The organism is Mesorhizobium escarrei (assembly GCF_935825525.1).
Taxonomy (GTDB): Bacteria; Pseudomonadota; Alphaproteobacteria; order Rhizobiales; family Rhizobiaceae; genus Mesorhizobium; species Mesorhizobium escarrei.
Genome location: NZ_CAKXZT010000090.1, coordinates 48,215 through 69,206, shown reverse-complemented (window position 1 = coordinate 69,206; position 20,992 = coordinate 48,215). Strand labels below are relative to the sequence as shown.

Annotated in this window: 16 protein-coding genes and 2 pseudogenes; 10 read left to right on the top strand and 8 right to left on the bottom strand. The window is 63.3% G+C overall.

The genetic code is table 11. The features are described 5' to 3' along the window. Window positions 1-31: 31 nt before the first annotated feature. A pseudogene (locus tag NMG80_RS06050) lies at window positions 32-1,001 on the top strand (NfeD family protein); the annotation flags it as partial. Beyond that, window positions 998-1,758 (top strand): annotated as a pseudogene (locus tag NMG80_RS06045) (slipin family protein). The pseudogenes NMG80_RS06050 and NMG80_RS06045, both read left to right, overlap by 4 nt. Before the next feature lie 250 nt (window positions 1,759-2,008). On the opposite strand, the gene NMG80_RS06040 reads toward NMG80_RS06045, so the two are convergent. From NMG80_RS06040 to NMG80_RS06030, 3 genes are read right to left on the bottom strand one after another with little or no spacing between them, the layout of a single operon-like run. Further along, window positions 2,009-4,330 (bottom strand): xanthine dehydrogenase family protein molybdopterin-binding subunit, encoded by a 2,322-nt coding sequence (locus tag NMG80_RS06040; RefSeq protein ID WP_254017299.1) that lies wholly within the window; start codon window positions 4,328-4,330, stop codon window positions 2,009-2,011. Continuing rightward, window positions 4,327-5,310: an FAD binding domain-containing protein gene (locus NMG80_RS06035; protein ID WP_254017298.1), complete on the bottom strand. Its 984-nt coding sequence runs from the start codon at window positions 5,308-5,310 to the stop codon at window positions 4,327-4,329. The genes NMG80_RS06040 and NMG80_RS06035 overlap by 4 nt, the downstream gene beginning before the upstream one ends. Next, a complete protein-coding gene (locus NMG80_RS06030; protein ID WP_254017297.1) occupies window positions 5,307-5,810 on the bottom strand; it encodes a (2Fe-2S)-binding protein in 504 nt (167 codons plus the stop codon). The genes NMG80_RS06035 and NMG80_RS06030 overlap by 4 nt, the downstream gene beginning before the upstream one ends. A gap of 447 nt (window positions 5,811-6,257) precedes the next feature. Between NMG80_RS06030 and NMG80_RS06025 the strand changes: the two genes are divergently transcribed. Then, window positions 6,258-6,890, top strand: a complete 633-nt coding sequence (locus NMG80_RS06025; protein WP_254017296.1) for a TetR/AcrR family transcriptional regulator — start codon at window positions 6,258-6,260, stop codon at window positions 6,888-6,890. A 188-nt stretch (window positions 6,891-7,078) separates the two neighbouring features. Here NMG80_RS06025 and NMG80_RS06020 read toward each other — a convergent pair whose 3' ends face one another. Next, window positions 7,079-7,957 carry a DMT family transporter gene (locus NMG80_RS06020; RefSeq protein ID WP_254017295.1) on the bottom strand — a complete coding sequence of 293 codons (879 nt, stop codon included), beginning with the start codon at window positions 7,955-7,957 and terminating at the stop codon, window positions 7,079-7,081. Between the two features lie 474 nt (window positions 7,958-8,431). On the opposite strand from NMG80_RS06020, the gene NMG80_RS06015 reads away from it, so the two are divergent. After that, entirely contained in the window at window positions 8,432-8,911 is a 480-nt protein-coding gene (locus NMG80_RS06015; RefSeq protein WP_254017294.1) for a putative pterin-binding protein, read from the top strand. Between the two features lie 21 nt (window positions 8,912-8,932). Beyond that, window positions 8,933-10,906 (top strand): putative bifunctional diguanylate cyclase/phosphodiesterase, encoded by a 1,974-nt coding sequence (locus tag NMG80_RS06010; RefSeq protein ID WP_254017293.1) that lies wholly within the window; start codon window positions 8,933-8,935, stop codon window positions 10,904-10,906. Between the two features lie 260 nt (window positions 10,907-11,166). Here the strand turns inward: NMG80_RS06010 and NMG80_RS06005 are convergent, their stop codons facing one another. Next, on the bottom strand, window positions 11,167-11,433 hold the full coding sequence (locus tag NMG80_RS06005; protein WP_436798553.1) for a hypothetical protein: 267 nt from the start codon (window positions 11,431-11,433) through the stop codon (window positions 11,167-11,169). Window positions 11,434-11,581: 148 nt separating this feature from the next. Here NMG80_RS06005 and NMG80_RS06000 point away from each other — a divergent pair, with 148 nt between their 5' ends. The 5 genes from NMG80_RS06000 to NMG80_RS05980 all read left to right on the top strand — a co-directional run bounded on the left by NMG80_RS06000 (window position 11,582) and on the right by NMG80_RS05980 (window position 16,568). After that, a complete protein-coding gene (locus NMG80_RS06000) occupies window positions 11,582-12,517 on the top strand; it encodes a hypothetical protein (protein ID WP_254017291.1) in 936 nt (311 codons plus the stop codon). A gap of 208 nt (window positions 12,518-12,725) precedes the next feature. Then, window positions 12,726-13,586: an FAD binding domain-containing protein gene (locus tag NMG80_RS05995; RefSeq protein WP_254017290.1), complete on the top strand. Its 861-nt coding sequence runs from the start codon at window positions 12,726-12,728 to the stop codon at window positions 13,584-13,586. Beyond that, entirely contained in the window at window positions 13,586-14,062 is a 477-nt protein-coding gene (locus tag NMG80_RS05990; RefSeq protein WP_254017289.1) for a (2Fe-2S)-binding protein, read from the top strand. The genes NMG80_RS05995 and NMG80_RS05990 overlap by 1 nt, the downstream gene beginning before the upstream one ends. A 2-nt stretch (window positions 14,063-14,064) precedes the next feature. Further along, a complete protein-coding gene (locus NMG80_RS05985) occupies window positions 14,065-16,335 on the top strand; it encodes a xanthine dehydrogenase family protein molybdopterin-binding subunit (protein WP_254017288.1) in 2,271 nt (756 codons plus the stop codon). Further along, window positions 16,323-16,568 carry a MoaD/ThiS family protein gene (locus NMG80_RS05980; RefSeq protein ID WP_023799104.1) on the top strand — a complete coding sequence of 82 codons (246 nt, stop codon included), beginning with the start codon at window positions 16,323-16,325 and terminating at the stop codon, window positions 16,566-16,568. The genes NMG80_RS05985 and NMG80_RS05980 overlap by 13 nt, the downstream gene beginning before the upstream one ends. Window positions 16,569-16,778: 210 nt before the next feature. Here NMG80_RS05980 and NMG80_RS05975 read toward each other — a convergent pair whose 3' ends face one another. The 3 genes from NMG80_RS05975 to NMG80_RS05965 form a co-directional block, all read right to left on the bottom strand. Further along, window positions 16,779-18,827, bottom strand: a complete 2,049-nt coding sequence (locus NMG80_RS05975; RefSeq protein WP_254017287.1) for an ABC transporter permease — start codon at window positions 18,825-18,827, stop codon at window positions 16,779-16,781. 41 nt (window positions 18,828-18,868) lie between these two features. Continuing rightward, window positions 18,869-19,930 carry a quaternary amine ABC transporter ATP-binding protein gene (locus NMG80_RS05970; RefSeq protein WP_254017286.1) on the bottom strand — a complete coding sequence of 354 codons (1,062 nt, stop codon included), beginning with the start codon at window positions 19,928-19,930 and terminating at the stop codon, window positions 18,869-18,871. Window positions 19,931-20,025: 95 nt separating this feature from the next. Continuing rightward, window positions 20,026-20,964 (bottom strand): ABC transporter substrate-binding protein, encoded by a 939-nt coding sequence (locus NMG80_RS05965; RefSeq protein WP_254017285.1) that lies wholly within the window; start codon window positions 20,962-20,964, stop codon window positions 20,026-20,028. Window positions 20,965-20,992 lie beyond the last annotated feature (28 nt).

Genomic DNA, 20,992 nt, shown 5'->3' with positions numbered 1-20,992 from the left:
AGACGGAGAGGGGGAACCGCGCTCTACGGCAGCCCCCTCTCCGGTCGCTTCGCGGCCACCTCTCCCCCGCTTCGCGGTGGGCGAGGAACCGGCGGGCAATGCGATGATCGCCAAGGCGACGAACGATGCGGTTGCCCTGATCCGCAGCCTGGCTGAACTGCGCGGGCGCAATGCCGATTGGGGTGAAAAGGCCGTGCGCGAGGCGGCCAGCCTGTCAGCCAGCGCGGCGCTGCAGGAACGTGTCGTCGACTTCGTCGCCCGCGACACGACCGAACTGCTTCAGCTGGCCGACGGCCGGACGGTCGAGATCGCCGGCAGGAAAGAAGTGCTGGCGACCAAAGGGCTGCCGGTTGAAACGCTGGAGCCCGGCTGGCTCATCCGGCTTCTCGCCGTCATCACCGACCCGAACATCGCCGTCATCCTGATGCTGATCGGCGTTTATGGCCTCGTCTTCGAGTTCACGAGCCCAGGCGCGGTCGCGCCAGGCGTGATCGGCACGATCTGCCTGCTGCTCGGGCTCTATGCGCTCAATCACCTGCCGATCAGCTATGCCGGCCTTGCCTTGATGCTGCTTGGCATCATCTTCCTCGTCGTCGAGGTCTTTAATCCCACAGTGGTGCTTGGGCTGGGAGGCGTGGCTGCGTTTCTGCTGGGCTCTGCCATGCTGCTCAGGATCGAAGGTCCCGGCTTCGAGATGTCGTGGCCCGTCATCGGCACCGCCGCCGTCCTGACGCTCGGCCTGGCGCTGCTGACCGGCAGCTATCTCTGGGCGGGCCGCAAGAAACGTTCCGCGTGTTGGCGCACAGGCCATGCAAGGGCTGCCGGCCAAGGTCCTCGATTGGGAGGGCAGCGAGGGCCACGTGCTTGCCCGGGGCGAGCGCTGGCGGGCAAAGGCCGACGAACCCGTTGCAGTGGGCGACAGCGTCGAGGTGGCCGATGTCAGGGGTCTCGTGCTGACGATACGGCGCCGCAATGTGAGAAGCGACGGAGCAGGGCAATGATCTTCGGCTATGTGGCCTATCTGGTAGCAGCGCTCGTCGTGGTCATGTTCCTGTCCGCGGCCATTCGCATCCGAGGGAATATCAGCGCGGTGTAGTCTTCACGCTCGGCCGCTTCACCGGGGTCAAGGGGCCCGGCCTGATCATCCTCATCCCCTTCGTGCAGCAGATGGTGAAGGTCGACCTGCGAGTGGTGGTCCAGGACGTGCCGCCGCAGGACGTGATCTCGCGCGACAACGTCTCGGTAAAGGTGAACGTGGTGCTGTATTTTCGTATCGTCGACGCCGAGCGGGCGGTGATCCAGGTCGAGGACTTCATGACCGCCACCAACCAGTTGGCACAGACCACCTTGCGCTCGGTGCTCGGCAAGCATGAGCTCGATGAAATGCTGGCCGAACGTGACAAGCTCAACAGCGATATCCAGGAGATCCTCGATCAGCGGACCGATGCCTGGGGCATCAAGGTCTCCGACGTCGAGAACAAGCATGTCGACCTCAACGAAAACATGGTCCGCGCCATCGCCAAGCAGGCCGAGGCCGAACGGCTGCGGCGTGCCAAAGTGATCAATGCCGACGGCGAACAGCAGGCGGCGGCAAAACTCGTCGAGGCCGGCAAGATGCTGGCCGAGGCACCGCAGGCCATGCAGCTGCGCTATTTCGAGGCTCTCCATGACATCGCCGGTGAGCGCTCGTCGACGGTCGTGTTTCCGGTGCCGATGGACCTGCTCGGCCATTTCATCAGGCAGGATGGGGAGAAGTGAGGGCGCCTGTCCCTTCTCCCCTTGTGGGAGAAGGTGGATCGGCGCGCAGCGCCGAGACGGTTGAGGGGTGTTGGAAGGATCGCCGTCGGTGCCAAGCTGGAACACCCCTCATCCGACCTCGCTTCGCGAGGCCACCTTCTCCCACAGGGGGAGAAGGGAGAGCGTTGCGGCCGAGCGCGTGGTCTCCCCTCCCCCCACAAGGGGGGAGATTGGCAGCTTCGCCGCCGGCCCCTCCCGCCTCCGACCTCGCCTAAATCAGCTTCTCCAGCGTGATCGGCAGATCCCGCACCCTTTTGCCGGTGGCGTGGAACACCGCATTGGCGATCGCCGGCGCCACGCCGACGATGCCGAGTTCGCCCACACCCTTGCCGCCGAGCGCCGAGGAATGCGGATCGGGGATGCCGACCGAGATCACCTCGATGTCGGGAATGTCGGCATTGGTCGCGATGAGATAGTCGGCCAAATTGTTGTTGACGATGCGGCCGTGGCGGCGGTCGACGATGCCTTCCTCCAGCAGCGCCTGGCCGATGCCCATGATTATGCCGCCCTTCCACTGGCTTTCGGCGAGCTTGGGGTTGTAGAGCCGGCCCGAATCCAGCGCCGACACCACGCGCGACACGCGAACCGTGCCAAAATCCTCGTCGACGCGCACCTCGATGAAATGCGCGCACCAGCTGTGGCGGGAATAGTCGCCCTCGGTGTGCGACAGCGCCGTCGCGATGGTCGTGTAGTTCTTGTAGCGATCGTCAGCCGTCGAATTGGCCGGCATTGTGTCGCCCATCGCCTCGATCTGGCTGCGTCCGACGCTGCCGAGCAGCTCGGCGATCGAGACTTCAGGGCCGTCGCCACGCGGTGAAGCGATGCGGCCATTGGCAACGACCAGGGTGTTGGCCTGCAGCGCATGGAACGGTGAATTTGGATCGCTGATCGCCAGCCCAACCAGCTCATCGAGCGCGGCAGTCGCCGCCTTGTGCACCGCGCCGGTCATCACGCCGGCCAGCCGCGAACCGCCGGTGACGCCGGCGCGGGCATAGCGGGAGTCTCCCAGCTTCACCACGACCTTCTCAGCCGCCACGCCCACTACTTCGGCGGCGGTCTGCGCCAAGATCGTATAGGTGCCCTGCCCCATGTCGATGCTCGAGCTTTCGACCTCGACCGAGCCGTCGGCGAGAATGCGCACCATCGCCTCGCCATAGGCGCGCCGCACCGGATAGGTGCCGGCGGCTACACCCCAGCCGATCAGCTGGTTGCCGTCGCGCATCGAGCGCGGCTCGGGCGCACGTTTCGACCAGCCGAAGGCCTCGGCACCGGCAGCGAAGGCTTCGCGCAGCCGCCTTGTCGACCACGGCTTGTTCGCCTCCGGATCCTGTTCGGCGTAGTTCCTGAGCCGGATTTCCAGCGGATCGATGCCGACCTCGTAAGCCAGTTCGTCGATCGCGCATTCGACGCCGAAGGCGCTCGGATTCTCGCCCGGCGCGCGCAACGCCCCCGGCACAACCGTATTCACCCGCACGACATTCTGCCGCGACGAGAAATTCGGCGTCGCATACATGATCGAGGTGACCGAACCGAGCGGCTCGACCCACATGCCGTCGACCGAGGTCTCGTTGACGCCGCGATGCACGATCGACTGGATCCGTCCCTCTGCGTCGGCGCCGAGCGCCACCGTCTGGCGCGTCGCCGCCCGTCCGCCATAGGCGGTGAAGGTCTGCGGCCTGGTGACCGCGAGCTTCACCGGCCTTCCCAGCATTTTCGCGGCCATCGCCGCCACTGCGCCGTAGCCGTAAGCGAACGCCTTGGAGCCGAAGCCGCCGCCGATAAAGGGCGAGACCAGGCGCACATTCTCGAACGGCACGCCGAACCATTCGGCATAGGTCCGCGCCATTCCGTCGAGCCATTGGCTGGGCTCCCACACCGTCAGTTGGTCGCCCTGCCAATGCGCGATCAAGCCGTGCGGCTCCATCGGCGCCTGGTATTCGCGCGGCGTGTTGTAGGCGGCGCAGATCCGCACCGGGGCGGCGGCGAAAGCCGCTTGGGCATCGCCCCATTCCTTGGTCATCGTATCGATCGGAATACCGTCGCCGGCCTTCGGATCGTCGAGATCGACGATGGCCGGCGTCTCGTGATAGGCGACCTTGACCAGTGCCGCGGCCGCGACCGCCTGCTCGAAACTCTCGGCCACCACCGCCGCGACATGCTGGCCGCTGAAGGTGATATCGCGCGCCAGCGGGCAATAGGGAATATCCGGCGGCGGCGTGCCCAGCCAGTCCGTCGCGGTGTTGAGGCGCAACGCATTGTCCGGCATCAGCACTAGAAGCACGCCCGGCGCGCTTTCAGCCGCGGCCGTGTCGATCGAACGCACCTTGCCGGCCGCAATCGTGCTCTCGACGAGGACCGCGTGGCTGAGCCCTTCGAGCTGCTGCTCGACGGCGTATTTTGCGGCACCGGTGATCTTGGCCGGCCCATCGATGCGCGACAGCCGCCCGCCCACTGCTTCCGCAAGAATGGCGCCGTCCGAAGCGTCGCCCCTCTTTGAATCACCATGTCTTGATCTGACGTCGTGAACGGTCATGCCGTCTCTCCCATCTTGAGGATGGCGCGGGCGACGACGCGCGGCGCCAGTTCGATCTTGTAATGGTTGGCGCCGTGGTCGACGGCGCCCTCGATGGCGAGCTGGCTGGCGCGCCGGACCGTGTCGGGCTCCAGCAGCTTGCCTTTCAGCGCCTCTTCCACGGCGCGAGCGCGCCACGGCTTGGTTCCGACACCTCCGAGCGCCACGCGCAGGTCACGGATCGTCCTTCCGTCGGCCTCGAATTCGATGCCGACGGCGGCACTTGCAGCGGCGAATTCGTAGGATTGCCGGTCGCGGACTTTTAGATAGGTCGAACGTCGTGCTGCGGCGGAAGCAAGAATGCTGATCGCGGTGATCATCTCGCCTGGCGCGATCGCATGTTCCTTGTCGGGCGTGGCGCCCGGCAGGAGAAAAAAGTCGTCGACCGCGACCTGGCGGTCGCCGAGATGAACGATCGCGTCGAAGGCAACGAGCGCTGTCGCCAGATCGCCGGGATAGGTGGCGATGCAGGCTTCGCTGGTGCCGAGCACGGCATGGCCGCGGGTGACGCCTCCGATCGCCGAGCAGCCGCTGCCGGGCGTGCGCTTGTTGCAGGCGGGGAAATTCGCCGGATCGCGGAAATACGGGCAGCGCGTGCGCTGCATCAGATTGCCGCCGATGGTCGCCATGTTGCGGAGCTGCGCCGAGGCCGCCTGCCACAGCGCTTCCGACACGGCGGGGAACCGGCTCTTGACGTCGGCATGGTCGGCGACGCTGCTCATCCTTGCCAACGATCCGATCGTGGCGCCCCGGTCATCGACCGTGATCCCATCCAGTCCCTTGAGATGGGTGATGTCGACCACGGTTTCGGGTTCGGTGACGCCGCATTTGGCGAGATCGATGAGCGTCGTGCCGCCGGCGAGCAGCATGGCGCCGGGCAGCGCCGCCGCCTGGCGTGCCGCATCGATGGAATCGGCGCGCAGGTAGGAAAAATCCCTCATGACGCGGTCTCCGTGGATGACGCAATCTCCAGTGCCGCCTGGCGCACGGCGGCGACGATGTGCGGATAGGCGCCACAACGGCAGAGATTGCCGGCCATATATTCGCGGATCTCGTCATCCGAGCCGGCATGGCCCTCGCGGATACAGGCGACAGCCGACATGATCTGGCCCGGCGTGCAGTAACCGCACTGGAAGGCGTCCTGTTCGAGGAAAGCGGCCTGCACCGCGTGCAGCGTGCCGTCGCCGTCGGCGAGCCCTTCGATTGATCTGATCGCCCTGCCCTCGGCCTGGGCGGCGAGCGTCAGGCAGGCCAGCACACGCTGGCCGTCAATATGGACGGTGCAGGCGCCGCATTGGCCCTGGTCGCAGCCCTTCTTGGTGCCGGTCAGGCCGAGATGATCGCGCAAGGCGTCGAGCAGCGTGACGCGCGGCTCGACCTCCAGTTCATGGCGATGTCCGTTGATTTGAAGTTTGATGGGAATTCGGGTTTTGCTTGTCATGGGGCGTCTGGCTCCAGTTGCTTGACGCGAAGGGGGATGATCTGGTGCCCGGCCGGCCAGCGGCAAGGGCGCCAGGTGGCTAGGTCTTAGTTCACAGGGAGATTGGCAGCTCCTTGGCGATTGGCGAAAGCGGCGGCGCGCGTAATCTCTCCCCTTGAGGGGGAGATGGCCGCGAAGCGGCCAGAGGGGGTCGCCTGGCATAGAGCGCCAACTCCATCTGCCGCAGGAGGTCGTGCCCGGTCGAACCGACCCCCTCGTCGCCTTCGGCGACATCTCCCCCTCGAGGGGGGAGATCACGCTCTCGCCGGCTTGCAAGCTCTCGACACGTGACATACCGGTCCCCTGGTTATATGATAAAGGTGCTCCACTAAAACGGAGGCGCCTCCGTTTATTACGTGGGGGTTGGACCCGTCGGGTTCAAGCCCCGTATTTGCAGTGGAGAAAATTTTGGCTTCGCAGCCGCCCGCAACCGCCAAAGACAAGCCCGACGCAACAGCGGCAAAACCGCTGCGCGCCGATGCGCAGCGCAACCGCGACGCGCTGGTCAAGGCAGCAGCAGCGGCCTTTGCCATGCATGGCGCCGATGCCTCGCTGGAGGAGATCGCGCGCCAGGCCGGCGTCGGCATCGGTACGCTCTACCGGCATTTTCCGACGCGCGAGCATCTGGTCGAAGTGGTCTACCGGCGCGAAGTGGAAAGCCTGTGCGCGGCCGCCGACGAGCTCGCCCTTCACCACCCGCCCGACGTTGCGCTCGAACAGTGGATGCAGCGCTTCGTCGACTACATCGCCACCAAGCGCGGGCTGGCGACGAGCCTGCGTACCCTGCTCAACACCAATTCAACCCTGTTCTCGGACATGTCCGGCCGTGTGACACTTGCCTTGCGGCAGCTGATCGAAGCGGCGGTGGCCGACGGCTCGATCCGCAGCGACGTCGACGCCTCCGACGTTCTGCATGCGCTGGGCGGCATCTATTCGGCGCCCGACACCGACGACTGGCGCGACCGCTCGCGCCGGCTGGTCTCGCTGTTGATGGACGGGCTGAGGTTTGGGGCGGCGAAGTCCGCGAAGGGTGGCGGGTGAAGGCTGGGCTGCCGAAAGCGCGGCGCTGGGACGAAGCCCGCTTTGCGCCAGCAGCTGCCTCACCCAGGGTTATAAATGTTCGCGGACAAACATGCCCGCGCTGTGAAGGGTGCGGCGACCGGCACTCAATCCTGCATTCCAAACCGGCCAAGCGTGAATCATATGCGGCCGGCGATCAACCTGCCAATTCAGCCGCCTGCACCGGCTTTGGCAGTTTTGCCGCCGGACGTGGCGAGATAGAGGATGGCGCCGAGCATGATCGTCGCGCCGAGCACGCCTGCGGACGACGTCCGCTCGGCCAGGAAAAGCGCGGCACCCAACGCGCCGAACACACTTTCGGCGCTAACCATCACCGCCGCGTGACTGGCCGAGGTGAAGCGCTGGGCGACAGTCTGGATGCTGAAGCCGACGGCGGTCGAGAACACGCCCAGCACAAGCAATTGCGGCCAGGCATCGATCACGGTGGCAGGCGACAGATTGCCGTGCAACAGGCCGAAAGGCAAGGTGACCACCGCCGCGCCGAGGCATTGCGCCGCCATGGCGGTGAACGGGCGTCCGTAGGTTTGCGCATGGCGGCCGAGCTCGACCATCCACAGCGCAAAGCAGACCGCCGACAGCATGATCGCCGCATCGCCGCGGTTGAAGCTCGCGATGCCGACGGACAGGAGCAGCGCGCCGAGCACAGACAGGCCGGCGGCGAGCCCAACGGTCGTCGTCAATCGCTCGCCGATCAGCAGCCGCGCCGCAATCGGCGTCATCACCGTCGACGTGCTGATCAGAAAGCTGGCATTGGTCACCGACGTGCCGAGATAGCCGATCTGCTGAAAAACGATCGAGACCGCAAACAACGCGCTTACCCTTGCCAGGCTCGCGCGATAGAGGCCGCCTGCCGGCTGTCGGGGTTCGGTGACGATCAGAGGCAGGACCATAAGCCCGCCGATCAGGCAGCGCATGCCGACCGCGCTCAGCGGGTCGAGATGGTCCAGAATAGTCTTTTGCGGGATATTGCCGAAGCCCCACAAAGCTGCAGCAACCAGAAGAACAAGGTTGGCATGGAGCTTCGACATCGGTCTTCCCTCCCTGGACGTCGAGGGAAGGCTGGCAGATGCCCGCTTACGGATCGCCTACGCGCAGGAATCGAGCTGTTGTGGCGAGGACAACGGGCTGGGAGGTAGAGCGGGATGCGTTCAAAATTGAGCTGGCATTCTGGAAGCAGATAAGAGCGCAGTCTCCCTGTCAGGACCTGGGTTCCTCGCTCCCGCGAAGTGGGGAGAGGAACCCAGGCTGGAATGAGGCCGCGATCCTTCACGCCCCTCTGGCCTGCCGGCCATCTCCGCCACGAGGGGGGAGATCGGCAGTTTCGCCGTTGTGCGTCTCTCCCCGTTCGTCGGTCGAACAGAGCTAACGGAAAAATCAGACATTCATGGCAATGTAAGCCCCGCCTGCCCGGTAAGGCGACGGCTGGCCCATCGAGAAGAAAAGGATTGCGCATGTCATCCTTGCTCAACACAGGATTTTCATCGCTTAGGCGCAGTCTGATCATGCTGGCAGTCCTGGCGCTTGGCGTCCTGCCGGCCAGGGCGTTGGAGCCCGCTGATCTCCCGGAATCGCCGGACACTGTGGCCTTCAATGTGAAAAACAACGGCAAGTCGGTCCCAGTCACGTTGCGACAGCTGGAAAAGCTCGGTCTCTACCGGGTTACCACCCCAAGTCCATTTGAAAAGGGACAGCTTACATTTGAGGGCGTCCTGTTCCGCGATGTGCTCAAGCTCGTTGGATTGGAAGGCGAGGATTCCGTTGTTCTGCGGGCGGTGGACGAATATGTGCAGATAATTCCGCGCGAAGATTGGACGGAAGGTCCTCTCCTGCTTGCCACCCGCCAGAATGGAAAATTGCTGACCCGGCGCACGCAAGGTCCGACCCGGCTGGTCTATCCGCTCAACGACCACCCGGCCTTCGATACGCCAATCCACAAACCACGGTGGGTCTGGCTGATCAAGACGCTCGAGCCCGGCGGCTGATCGAGCTCCGGCGTGGCTCGTATGGCACGCTTCGGATCGAGAGGCTGGCGCGTTCCCGTCACCTACGGGACCGCCATTGCGGCTGCAGCAGCCAGCTCTGCCGTCCTGATCACCATATTGTTTCTAAGCCTCAGCAAGATCGAATATTCGCTGCCTCGGTTCGGCTTTTTCGCCATCCGCGAGTTCCACATTGCGATACGCGATGTAACCCACCTCAGGGACATGACGTCGCTCGCCCAGGCCGCCCCTGGCTCTGCAGCCAGCCTTGAGCAGTTATCGGCGGCGAACGACCTGGTCTACATCCGTTTCAAGCGGATCGACGGCACTGGGACAGCGAGCGAGATTCCCGCCTATGCAAGTATCGTTCCGCGTGTCGTTGACGCGGTGACACGGCTTGATGAATTGATTGCGGCCGGGCCGCCCCTCGACGAAAATATATTGAATGAAATGGGGCTGGAACTCGAGCATCTCGTAGCGAGGATGAACGACGAATATTACAAATATGGAGATGAGATCAACGTGGATCTCTATTCGGCGGAAAAAAGCCTGAAGAGATTCAATTACCAGATTGCATTCGCACTGGCGGTCTTGTCGCTGCTGGCGATCGGAACTGCGGTATTGCTTATCGGCCGTCGGGAAACGATAAGGAAACTGGAGTTTCTGGCCTGGCGCGACGCGACGACGGAATTGAAGAACCGTGCCTGGATGTCAGCCAACAGGGACGTGATGCTGGACCGGGCAAGGCTGGCCGGCAAGCAACTCCGACTTTTCCTGATAGACCTGGATCATTTCAAGAGCGTGAACGATACGTTCGGTCATCACGTCGGTGATCTGCTGCTGAAAGCCGTCGCGGAAATCCTGCAATCGGTCGAGCGGCCGGACGAAGTGGTCGCCATCCGTCTGGGCGGCGACGAGTTTGCCGTCATGGCGATCGGGGACCGGCGCGCGGCAGCCAATGCTCTCGGACATTGGCTTCGCGAGCAATTGAACCGGTTTGCCGAACTCGCGGGCCACCACGTGCGGATGGGAGCCAGTATCGGCATGGCGTGTTTCCCCGAACATGGTTCGAATATTTCCACGCTGTTGCGCAACGCAGATAGCGCTCTTTATGTCGCCAAAGCGGAAGGACGCTCCGGCTTCGTGACGTTCTCGCCTGCAATCCTCAATCAGTTCGATATGCAGCTCGGCGAAGAAGCTGGGATTAAGCGTGCGCTTAACTGCGACGAGTTCTTTCTGGTTTGGCAACCGCAGTTCGAGTTGGCAACCGGCCGCATGATCGGCGCCGAGGCGCTCGTGCGCTGGCGCGACCCCGCTTCGGGCGCGATTCGCCTGCCGATGTCATTCATTCCAGTTGCCGAACGAAGCGATCTGATACTGGAAGTCGACAAGGTTGTGCTGAGCAAGGCTTGCCTGCAGGCAGCTCGATGGGCGCCTGTTTCTGCCGATGATTTCGTTTGCTCGGTCAATTTTTCGGGCAAAAGCCTTCAGAACGATGCGTACTTCGCCCACCTTGTTCTGGTGCTGCAACAAACAGGACTGCCGCCCTCGCGCCTGCAACTGGAAATAACGGAAGGGGTACTTATCCAGAACAGCCGAAACGCCTTGAACATGCTGACGGAAATTCGAAATATCGGCGTCGGTCTGGCACTCGACGATTTTGGATCCGGCTATTCAAGTTTCGGCTACCTTGCCGATTTCAACCTGGATCGGTTGAAGATCGACCGATCGTTCTTGAGCGGTCTGGAAGGGTCGAAGAAAAAACAGAACATTGTTCGAGGCATTATAGCGCTGGCCAATTCCCTCGGCTTGTCCGTCCTGGCAGAGGGGGTGGAAAATGAAGCGCAGCTTAATTTCCTGATCGCCGAGCGTTGTCACAGCGCTCAAGGGTTTTTCATGTCACAGCCCATCGAAGAAAATCTGCTGACAAACCACTTGGCCGCGAGGCAAGGCAGGATGAAAGATACCGACAAGTTCAGGCTGGGCATTTCTGCGTAGGACTACAGTTGCAGATGGGAGCATCTGCACCAGGTGGGATCGCCTGCCGTCGTAAAAATGCGGATGAAACCAATAGATAGCGCGGGATTCCCAATTCAATTCGAACGCATCCCGCTCCAGAACGAAGTCGGCTTTGCGCAGTTGCATCGACGGCTCTTGCGGCTGCCGCGCCCGTCGCAAACCGCCGATCGACAAGATCGACGTGCGAAACGAAATGTCGAACGAGCAGCTCCGCCCTGAATTGCGTCAGATGCGAAATCCTATGCGAACAGGCCGACTGCTCGATCGTAAAAATGGTCGAGGGCGCAGCGCCTGGCGGCAATCCGGGCGGCTTCAAGCAATTCCTCGCGACCCGAGGCGCCGTCCTTGTAGGTTGCGATGACCACGCGCGCGATCATTTCGGCGTCCTCGTTGTCGAGCTCCGCTTCGCCGGACTGCAAAGTTTCCCGAACCACCCCCCTCAAGAGATCCAGTTCAATGATTGAAAAGACGCCCATTTGGGGCGCGGATGTGCACTCTACTACCATCTGAATTCCTCCCTCCGTGACGATATCAAAGACGCGAGAGATTACAACTAAAGTATTAGGCGAGTGCCCGCTTCATGGGTCGCCCGTAGGCGTTGAAACGGAATGGGATTAGTCTGCGCGGTCTGGGCTTCAGGGACGCGGCAAAAGAATGGATTTCAGTTCCGGGCAAGGCTATTTCCTCATCGGCGGCCTCATCCTGGTCGGTGCCGGGCTGCTGATCCTTTCGCTAATCGTCAATGCTCGTGTGGCACACAGCGTGCGCCATGACATGCGCCATCGTGAAAAGCTGCTGGAATATTATCGCAACACCTTTTCCCAGCTCGGCATTATCCTGATCGGAATAGGCGTTTCTCTGTTCATCTTCTTTTTTCAGCAGAATTATCAGGACCAGCGCAAGCGCGAAACGGAGCTGCAGCTGGTTCTCGCCAAACTGGCCGCGCGCATTGCTCGCGGCGCCGCCGTCGTCGAATACCTGGGCGAATTCGATGCGCTGTTGGATGATGGCGGACCCTATATCAGTCCGGAACTCGGCGGGACTAACGCCGCGATCAGCGCGCACGGGGCGGAACTCGGCAAGCAGGTCGCCGAGATCCTTTTGGTCGAGCGCGACGTTGAAGTTCAAGCGTTCGAGATCCTGAACCTGTCGCGCGATTTCGAAGCATCGTTTGTCGTCAACGAACTCGATCCCACGCTGTGGTTCAACATTGTCCAGGATGAGAGCGAGATCAAATATGCCACCACTCAGCTCGCCCTCGACTACAAGGACCTGCAGGATGCGATCGGCGGCGAGCCGATCGAGGCTGCGATCGCAAACCCTGAAAAGCAGCGGAAGATCAAGCAGGAGGTGCTCGACATCTTTTATGATGCCGACCTCTTGCGCCAGCGCAGCCGAAGACTTCTCGGCCGTGCGTGCTGGCTTTTCAGCAAGGGGCGCAGCTTCGTCAAGCTTGGACCGGTCGACGAGATCGAGTCCGGGGCCAGATCGCACCAGGAATGGATCGACCGGTCGAAACGTTTCCTGACGCAGTTGAAGTCGGGAAGCGGCGATTGCTTCAAATTGCTTCAGTTCAACCCGGCGTCCTGAGTTGAGAACGCGCCGGCAAAAGCCCGCCGCCCGCCGCTCCAGGTCTCAGACTCAGCAGTTGGCTACCGACGATGGCCGATATGGCGGTGGAATGTTGCCATTTGTCTTGCGGCGCCTGGCCTAATCGGTGCTCATGCAGAACCGGATGACCATTGCGATCCAAGGCTCTATAACAGGCCGACAGAATTGCGATGATCAAGGGGAGACGATGCGCTACATACGTCCGCATTCAATGGAAGATGCCGTTGGCCAGTTGGCCGGTTCGCCTGGCACCGCCGCCATTCTCGCCGGAGGCAGCGACCTCCTGGTGAGAATGAAAGGCGGCTTTATCGAGCCCGACCTGATCGTCGACATCAAGTCGATCGACGGACTGGGCGAGATCAGGGAAACGGCGGATGGCTTCAGCATTGGTGCGGCGGTCTCCTGCGCCCTGATGGGAGAGAGCGCGGCCTTGAAGAGGGAATGGCCGGGCGTCGTCGAAGCGGCCAAACTGATTGGCTCGAAACAGGTGCAGGGTCGCTGCACAATCGTCGGCAATCTTTGCAACGCCTCGCCGGCCGCCGACAGCGTGCCGGCGCTGGTGGCCGCCGGCGCCAGGGCATTGATCATCGGGCCAGGAGGCAGGCGCACGGTCGCGGTAGAGGCAGTGCCGACCGGGCCTGGCAAGACGTCGCTCGCCAAGGGAGAAATCATCGAGGCGATCCTGCTCGACAGGCGCGCGCCGCGCTCCGGCGATGCCTATCTGCGTTTCATTCCACGCACGGAGATGGACATCGCCGTGGTCAGCGCCGGGGTGAAGCTGACACTCGATGAACAAGGTGTCGTCAAATCGGCCCGCGTGGCACTGGGCGCCGTGGCGCCGACGGTGCTGCTGGTGGAAGAGGCGGCCGAGGCCCTGATCGGCAGGAAGCTGGACGAAGCAGCGCTGGAGCGGCTCGCCAAGGTCTGCTCGGGGACCTGCCGTCCCATCGACGACAAGCGGGGCACCGTCGAGTTCAGAAGAAAAGTTGCGGGTGTGCTGGCCGGGCGGGCCGCCACGACCGCCTATGCGCGTGCAGGAGGCAAATGATGGCTGGTGTAGCAGTTTCAACGACAATCAACGGCGACAATGTCGAGTACCTTTGCCAACCGGACGAGACGCTGCTCGACGTGCTGCGCGACCGCCTCGGGCTGACCGGCGCCAAGGAAGGCTGCGGCACCGGCGACTGCGGCGCCTGCAGCATCATCCTCGACGACCGGCTGGTGTGCTCGTGCCTGGTGCTTGGCGCGGAGGCCGAAGGCCGGCGCGTCGAGACCATCGAGGGCATGGCGCATGGCGACAGGCTGCATCCGCTGCAGCAGAAGTTCCTCGAGCACGCAGCGCTGCAATGTGGCGTCTGCACGCCGGGCTTCCTGATCGCGGCGAAAGACCTGTTGGCCAAGAACCCCGACCCGACCGAGGAGGAAATCCGCTTCGGCCTCGCCGGGAACCTCTGCCGCTGCACCGGCTATGACAAGATCGTGCGCGCCGTCCAGGACGCGGCAAGCGTAATGAAGGGAGCCTGACGATGAATTTCGATCCGCGCTATTCCGGACGCAATTTCGCCTCCGTCGGCACGCGTCCCATCCGCCCCGACGGCGTCGACAAGGTGACGGGCCGCGCGCGCTATGGCGCGGACTTCAACATGACCGGCCAGTTGGTCGGGCGTGTTCTGAGAAGCCCGCACGCCCACGCCACGATCAGGAAGATCGACACCTCGAAGGCGGAGAAGCTCAACGGGGTGAAGGCGGTGATCACCGCGGCCGACCTGCCCGACCTCACCGACGGCGATGCCGCCCTGTACGACATCCTCGACAACTGCATGGCGCGCAAGAAGGCGCTCTATGACGGCCATGCGGTGGCCGCGGTCGCCGCGGTCGACGCCCGCACGGCAAGGCAGGCGCTGAAGCTGATCGAGGTCGACTATGAAGTGCTGCCGCATGTGACCGATGTCGACGAGGCGATGAAGCACTCGGCGCCCGTGCTCGACGACACCATCTTCACCGAAGGCCTTGAGCAAAAGCCCGTCAAGTCTTCCAACGTCACCAAGCGCAGCCAGTACGGCCATGGCGACATCCATGAGGGATTTGGCCGGGCCGACTTCGTCGTCGAACGCTCCTTCAAGACCGAGCAGACGCACCAGGGCTATATCGAGCCGCATGCTTGCGTGGCGAGCGTCAGCTCCGACGGCACCGCCGACCTTTGGGTCTGCACACAAGGCCATTTCGTCTACCGCCAGCACTGCGCCCAGCTGCTTGGCATGGAAGCTTCCAAGCTGCGCGTCACCTCGTCGGAGATCGGCGGCGGTTTCGGGGGCAAGACCCATGTCTGGGCCGAGCCGGTGGCGCTGGCGCTGTCGCGCAAGGCCGGCCGGCCGGTCAAGCTGGTGATGACGCGCGACGAGGTGTTCCGCGCCTCCGGGCCGACCAGTGCCACCTCGATCGACGTCAGGATCGGCGCCCGCAAGGACGGCACGATCACGGCGGCCGAGGCGACGCTGCGCTATTCCTGCGGCCCCTATGCCGGCATGTGGGCCGAGCTCGGCGCCATGACCGCGTTCGCCTGCTATCGGCTCGAGAACGTCAGGACAGTCGGCTACGAAGTGCTGGTCAACCGGCCGAAGACGGCGGCCTATCGCGCGCCGTCGGCGCCGATGGCGGCGTTTGCGGTGGAAAGCGCCGTCGACGAGCTGGCCAAGGAGATCGGCATGGATCCGGTGGAGTTCCGGATCAGGAACGCCGCGCAGGAAGGCACCAGATCGTCCTACGGCCCGGTATACGGCCCGATCGGCATCGGCCCGACGCTGGAAGCGGCGAAGAACCATCCGCACATGAAGGCACCGCTGGGCAAGAACCAGGGCCGCGGCATGGCTTGCGGCTTCTGGTTCAACTTCGGCGGCCAGACCTGCACCGACCTCAACATCGGCATGGACGGCTCGGTCTCGCTTGCCGTCGGCACGGTCGATGTGGGTGGTTCCCGCGCGTCGCTGTCGCTGGTGGCGGCGGAGGAACTCGGCATCGCCTATGAGCAGGTCAAGGCGGTGGTCGCCGACACCTCCAGCCTCGGCTACAACGACATGACGGACGGCAGCCGCGGCACCTTCTCCTCCTCGATGGCGACGATCTCGGCCGCCCGCAACGCCATCAAGATCCTGCGGGAACGCGCCGCGCAGATGTGGGATGTTCCCGTCGACGACGTGGTCTGGGAAAACGGCCACGCCATCGCCAAAGGCGAGAAGTACGGCAACCTTGCGGCGCTGTCCCTGAAGGAGATCGCGGCCGGGTCAGGAAAGACGGGCGGGCCGATCGCCGGCCACAGCGAGCTCGTCGCCGACGGCGCCGGCGTCTCCTTCGCCACCCATATCTGCGATATCGAGGTCGATCCGGAGACCGGCGCCACGAGGGTGCTGCGCTACACAGTCGTGCAGGATGCCGGCAAGGCGGTGCACCCGACCTATGTCGAGGGGCAATACCAGGGGGGTGCTGCGCAAGGCATCGGCTGGGCGCTCAACGAAGAGTACGTCTACGGCAAGGACGGGCGGCTGCAGAACCCCGGCTTCCTCGACTACCGCATCCCGGTCTGCTCCGACCTGCCGATGATCGACACGCAGATCCTCGAGATCCCCAATCCCAACCATCCTTACGGGGTGCGTGGCGTCGGCGAGACCTCGATCGTGCCGCCGCTGGCGGCCATCGCCAATGCGGTGTCGAACGCCGCGGGCGTGCGGATGACGCATATCCCGATGTCGCCGCCGCGGATTCTCGCGGCGATCGAGGCGGAACGGGAATGGTCGAAGTAACGCTCTGGGGATCGCTCGGCGCAATCGCCGGAGGCAAGAGCAAAGTCGAGATTGAGGCGAAGGATATTCGGGAGCTGTTCAGGAAGCTAGCTGAACAGTATCCCGGCTTCGAGCCTTACATCGACCGCGGCATCGCAGTCGCCATAGACGGGGTTATCTATCGCGACACCTGGTCGAAGGAATTGCCGCAGGGGGCGGAGATTTTTCTGCTGCCGAGGCTGGCTGGGGGGTGATGGGGGACCTGCCTCCACCCTCGCCTAGCATCAAGGTCTCGAACGTCGTTGATGGTGGGCCGAAAGCGGAACGTCCGCTTTCGGGATAATTGGGCCAGAAAGCCGACCTCTTCGAACGTAATGTCGACGTTTTGGGCGAGAGCAGTCGTTCAGGAAGAGGCGGTTAGCAGCACATCTGACCATTGTCGTCGTTGTCAAACGTGTCTTTTTTCAAATGGTCGATGTATTGCCTGCCACGGCGGCTTGGATCAGCCGATCAGCTAAGATGGCCAGGAACGCAATCGACAGGCCGGCGATCAGGCCCATACCGGCATCGGCCTTGCCGAGCGCAACATAGACCGCCTGTCCGAGATCGCGCGTGCCGACCAGGGCGGCAATAGCAAGCATGGATAGTGCCGCCATGATGGTCTGGTTGAGCCCAAGCATGACCACCGGCAGCGCCAGCGGCAGCTTCGCCTGGAATAGTGTCTGCGCCGGTGTCGCGCCCATCTGTTCGACCGCCTCGACAACATCGGCCCGTACATGGCGCAAGCCATGCTCGACATAGCGGATCGGCGGCACGATGGCGTAGAGCATGATTGCGATCAGCGCGGTGAACTCGCCGACCTTGAAGAACATCAACGCCGGAATGAGGAAGACGAATTGCGGCATCGTCTGCAGCGTATCGCAGACCGGCTTCAGGATGCGCGAAACCCGCTCGCTATAAGCGGCCCAGACGCCGAGCGCCCCGCCGATCACCAGGCCAAGCAGCACCGCCAGCGTACAGAGATAGAGAGACTGGACCAGCGCGCCCCACAAGCCGTTGACGAGGATCAGCAGAAAGCCTGCCGCGGCAAAGAGCGCGAGCGGCAAGCCGGCAACCTGAAAGGCAAGCAAGGCAATGCCGAGAATGAAGACGGGCCAGGGGAAACCGAGAAAGCCGGTATAGAGTAAGGTGCCGGCGACCAGCAGCGCCAGCGCGGGCCGCCAGTTGAAGCGATGCAGCAGCAATGCGGAGGCGAGCAGAGCGGCGACAGCATAGATCACGTTCGCCATCGGCGAGAACGCAACCCCCCAGATGGCGGGAACGGCAGCGCCTGAGATGCCGATCCTGAGCGGCAGCAACAGGCAATAGAGAACGCCGTTGCGCAGGCCGTTGAAGAACCAGGCATAGTCGCGCACGAGGCCGAGCAGCCATTGATTGACGCCGCCGACCTGCATGCGCAGCCCACTGGCCGGCAACAGCGTTTCATCCGGCAGTAAGACACGGATGGCGATTGCCAATGCGACTGCTAGCAACAAGCACATCACCAGCTTGCGATTTGTCATCCAGGTCATGGCCGCTGTCGGTCCGGTCGAGCGTTTCCTGGCAAAGCCGATCGTCAGCCGGTCGATGAGGATCGCGAGCAGTGCGATCACCAGGCCCGACAGAATGCTCTGGCCGAACTCGGCCTTGCGCATCGACGAAAGCACCTCCCAGCCAATGTCCTCGAAGCCGCCGATGATGGCGGCGACGATCACCATCGACAATGCAGCCATCGTCGTCTGGTTAAAGCCGACCAGAATCTGCGGCAGCGCGGTCGGCACCTCTACATGCCAGAATTGCTGGCGGCGCGTGCAGCCGCTCATCAATCCGGCTTCGCTGATATCGGGGGGCATGCGATCGAGGCCAAGCATGGTGTTGCGCACCATCGGCGGCGTCGCATAGATGGCGCTGGCGATCAGCCCGACCACCGGGCCGAAGCCGAACAGCAGAAGCAGCGGGATGAGATAGGCGAAGGCCGGCACGGTCTGCATCAAGTCGAGCGCGCCCAACAACACCGGGCACTTGCCGGGCCTGATATGTCCAAGCACGCCAAGCGCGAAGCCGAGCACGGTGGAGATCGGTACGGCAAGCAGTACCAAGGACAGCGTGCTCATGCTTTGCGGCCAATAGCCGGCAACCAGGATGTAGCCGAGCGCAAGCACGGCGAAAACCGCCAGCCGGACGCCGCTCGATTTCAGCGCCAATGCCGCCACCGCCAGCATAACCGCCGGCCATGGCAGCCAGACCAGGACGAGACGAGCGCCGCGCATCGGCGCTTCGAGCGCTGCGGAAAGGGCTCGGAACGCCGGCTGAACGACGGTCACGACGGTGTCCGTGACCGCGTTCACGCCTGCCGCGAGCGGCAGGGTCCATTCCTTGGGAAATGTCACCAGCCAGGGCAAATCGGCTTTCAGGATGAGACACAGCGCTGTCAGCACGATTAACGAGCACCAGGGAAGCAGGGCCGGCTCCATTGCGACCCTTGGCGGGGGTCGGAACGATGTGGCTGGCGCCGTCACGACCGTGTTCGCCTTGTCTGTTCCCGCTCCAGCACGGCAAGCACGGCGCCAGCGGTCAGCAGCGCCGGCGGGCCGGCGCCCTCGCCCTTCACGCTGAATTCACAAACGCCCGAAGCCAGACGTGGAATAAGATCCTCCAGGCTGGCATCGGCGGCGATGCTTTCATCAGGCACCGCCGCTCCGTTCAGCGGTGCTGCGAGATCACCTGCCCTGATGACGCGCAGCAGCGGCATGTCCTCGGTGAACTGGGCGACATAGTCGTCGACCGGGTTGAGCACGATATCGGCCGGACGGCCGATCTGGACGATCTTGCCGGCCCGCATGATGGCGAGCCGGTCGGCCAGCCTAAAGGCTTCGGCCATGTCGTGGGTGATGAAGACGATGGTCTTCTTCAGCATCCGCTGCAGACGCAGGAATTCGTCTTGCATCTGCCTTCGGATGAGCGGATCGAGCGCCGAGAACGGCTCGTCGAGGAACCACAGTTCCGGGCCGACTGCGAGCGAGCGGGCGATGCCGACGCGCTGCTGCTGCCCGCCTGAGAGCTGATGCGGAAACGAGGTCTCACGGCCTTCGAGGCCGACCAGCGCAATCATTTCGCGGGCGCGGGCTTCGCGCTCCTTGACCGGCTTGCCCTGGATCTTCAGTGGGAACGCCACATTGCCCAGAATGGTAAGGTGCGGCAGCAGGCCGAAATTCTGGAACACCATGCCCATGGCATGGCGGCGCAGTTCGATGAGTTCCTTGCCGGTGGCTTTCAGCAGATCCCGGCCATCGAGGAGAATTTCGCCTGCGCTCGGCTCGACCAGCCGCGACAGGCAGCGCACCAGCGTCGACTTGCCAGAGCCGGAGAGCCCCATGATGACGAAGATCTCGCCGGTCGCCACCTCGAACGTGGCATCGACCACGGCGGGCAGATGCGCTTCCGAGCGCAGCCGCTCGGCCAGTGCGTCCGGCTCGATGATGTAGCCGCGTGAATCGAAATAATAGGCAGGACGCCGCCCGTAGACCTTCCACACATTGCGGCAGGCAAGCTTGATTCGCGGGGCGGCAGTGTTCATTCGCTCAGGCCCTCGCGCGACCGAAACCCGGCCTCGCTTGATGCAAAGCCAGGTTGGCAAATCGACCGCCGCTCAAGCGGCGAGACATCGAGCCTCTATCCCTTAGCCGCATCGACCCAGGGCTTCCAGGCGGGCTCGTTCTTGTCGACCCATTCCTTGACGACGGCGTCGAGATCCTTGCCGTCCTTGTCGACGGCCAGCATCATCTTCTGCTGTTCGGTGGCATCCATCTTGAAGGCCTTGAGGAAAGCGTAGGCGGCGGGCCATTTGGCGCCAAAGCCGGACCAGACGATCTTGTCGACGTCGGGCGGCGTGATGCAGTGCTCGTTGCCCTGTTCCTTGCAGGGCGGCATCTTGATCCAGCCGACATCGTTTTCGGCGAGCGCATAGTGCGGACCCCAGAACATCATGACCAGCGGTGACTTGGCTGCCTCGGCGGATTCAAGCTCGGCGACCAGCGCGCCCTCCGACCCCGCCGGCACGGCAGTGTAGGGCATGTTATTGTCGGCCAGGATGGTCGCTGCGCGCGAGCCCCAATCAGCCGGATAGTCAAGGAAGCGGCCATTGGGCGCCGTCTCGGGCGTCGACAGCGCCTGCACGCATTCGGGCTTGGTCAGCGCCGTCCAGTCGGGCAGGCCCGGGCAGACCTTCTCCATGAACTTCGGATAGATCCAGCCTTCGCGCGTTTCGAGATCGAGCTTGCCGATGTCCTCGATCTTCTTCTCGGCCAGTACCTTGGGATAGATGTCGCCGACATTGTTCAGCCAGATCTCCACGGAGGCGCTCAGCGAGCCGTCGGCAAGGCCGGAGAATTGCGGAAAATTGCCGGCGGTGACGTATTCGACCTTGTAGCCGATCTTTTCGAGCAACTGGCCGGCGATGCGGGTGGAGACGTGAGCGCCGGTCCATTCGAGCATGGCAAGCTTGATCGGCTCATCCTTGGCCCCAAGTTCGGCGGTTCGTGCTTGAGTGTTCGCTGCAAGCAGGAGCGCCAGCCCGATGCCGGCGCCTTTCAAGACATTGGTCCCTTTCATATCAGTTCCCCTGTCGGTTGGACTTTCC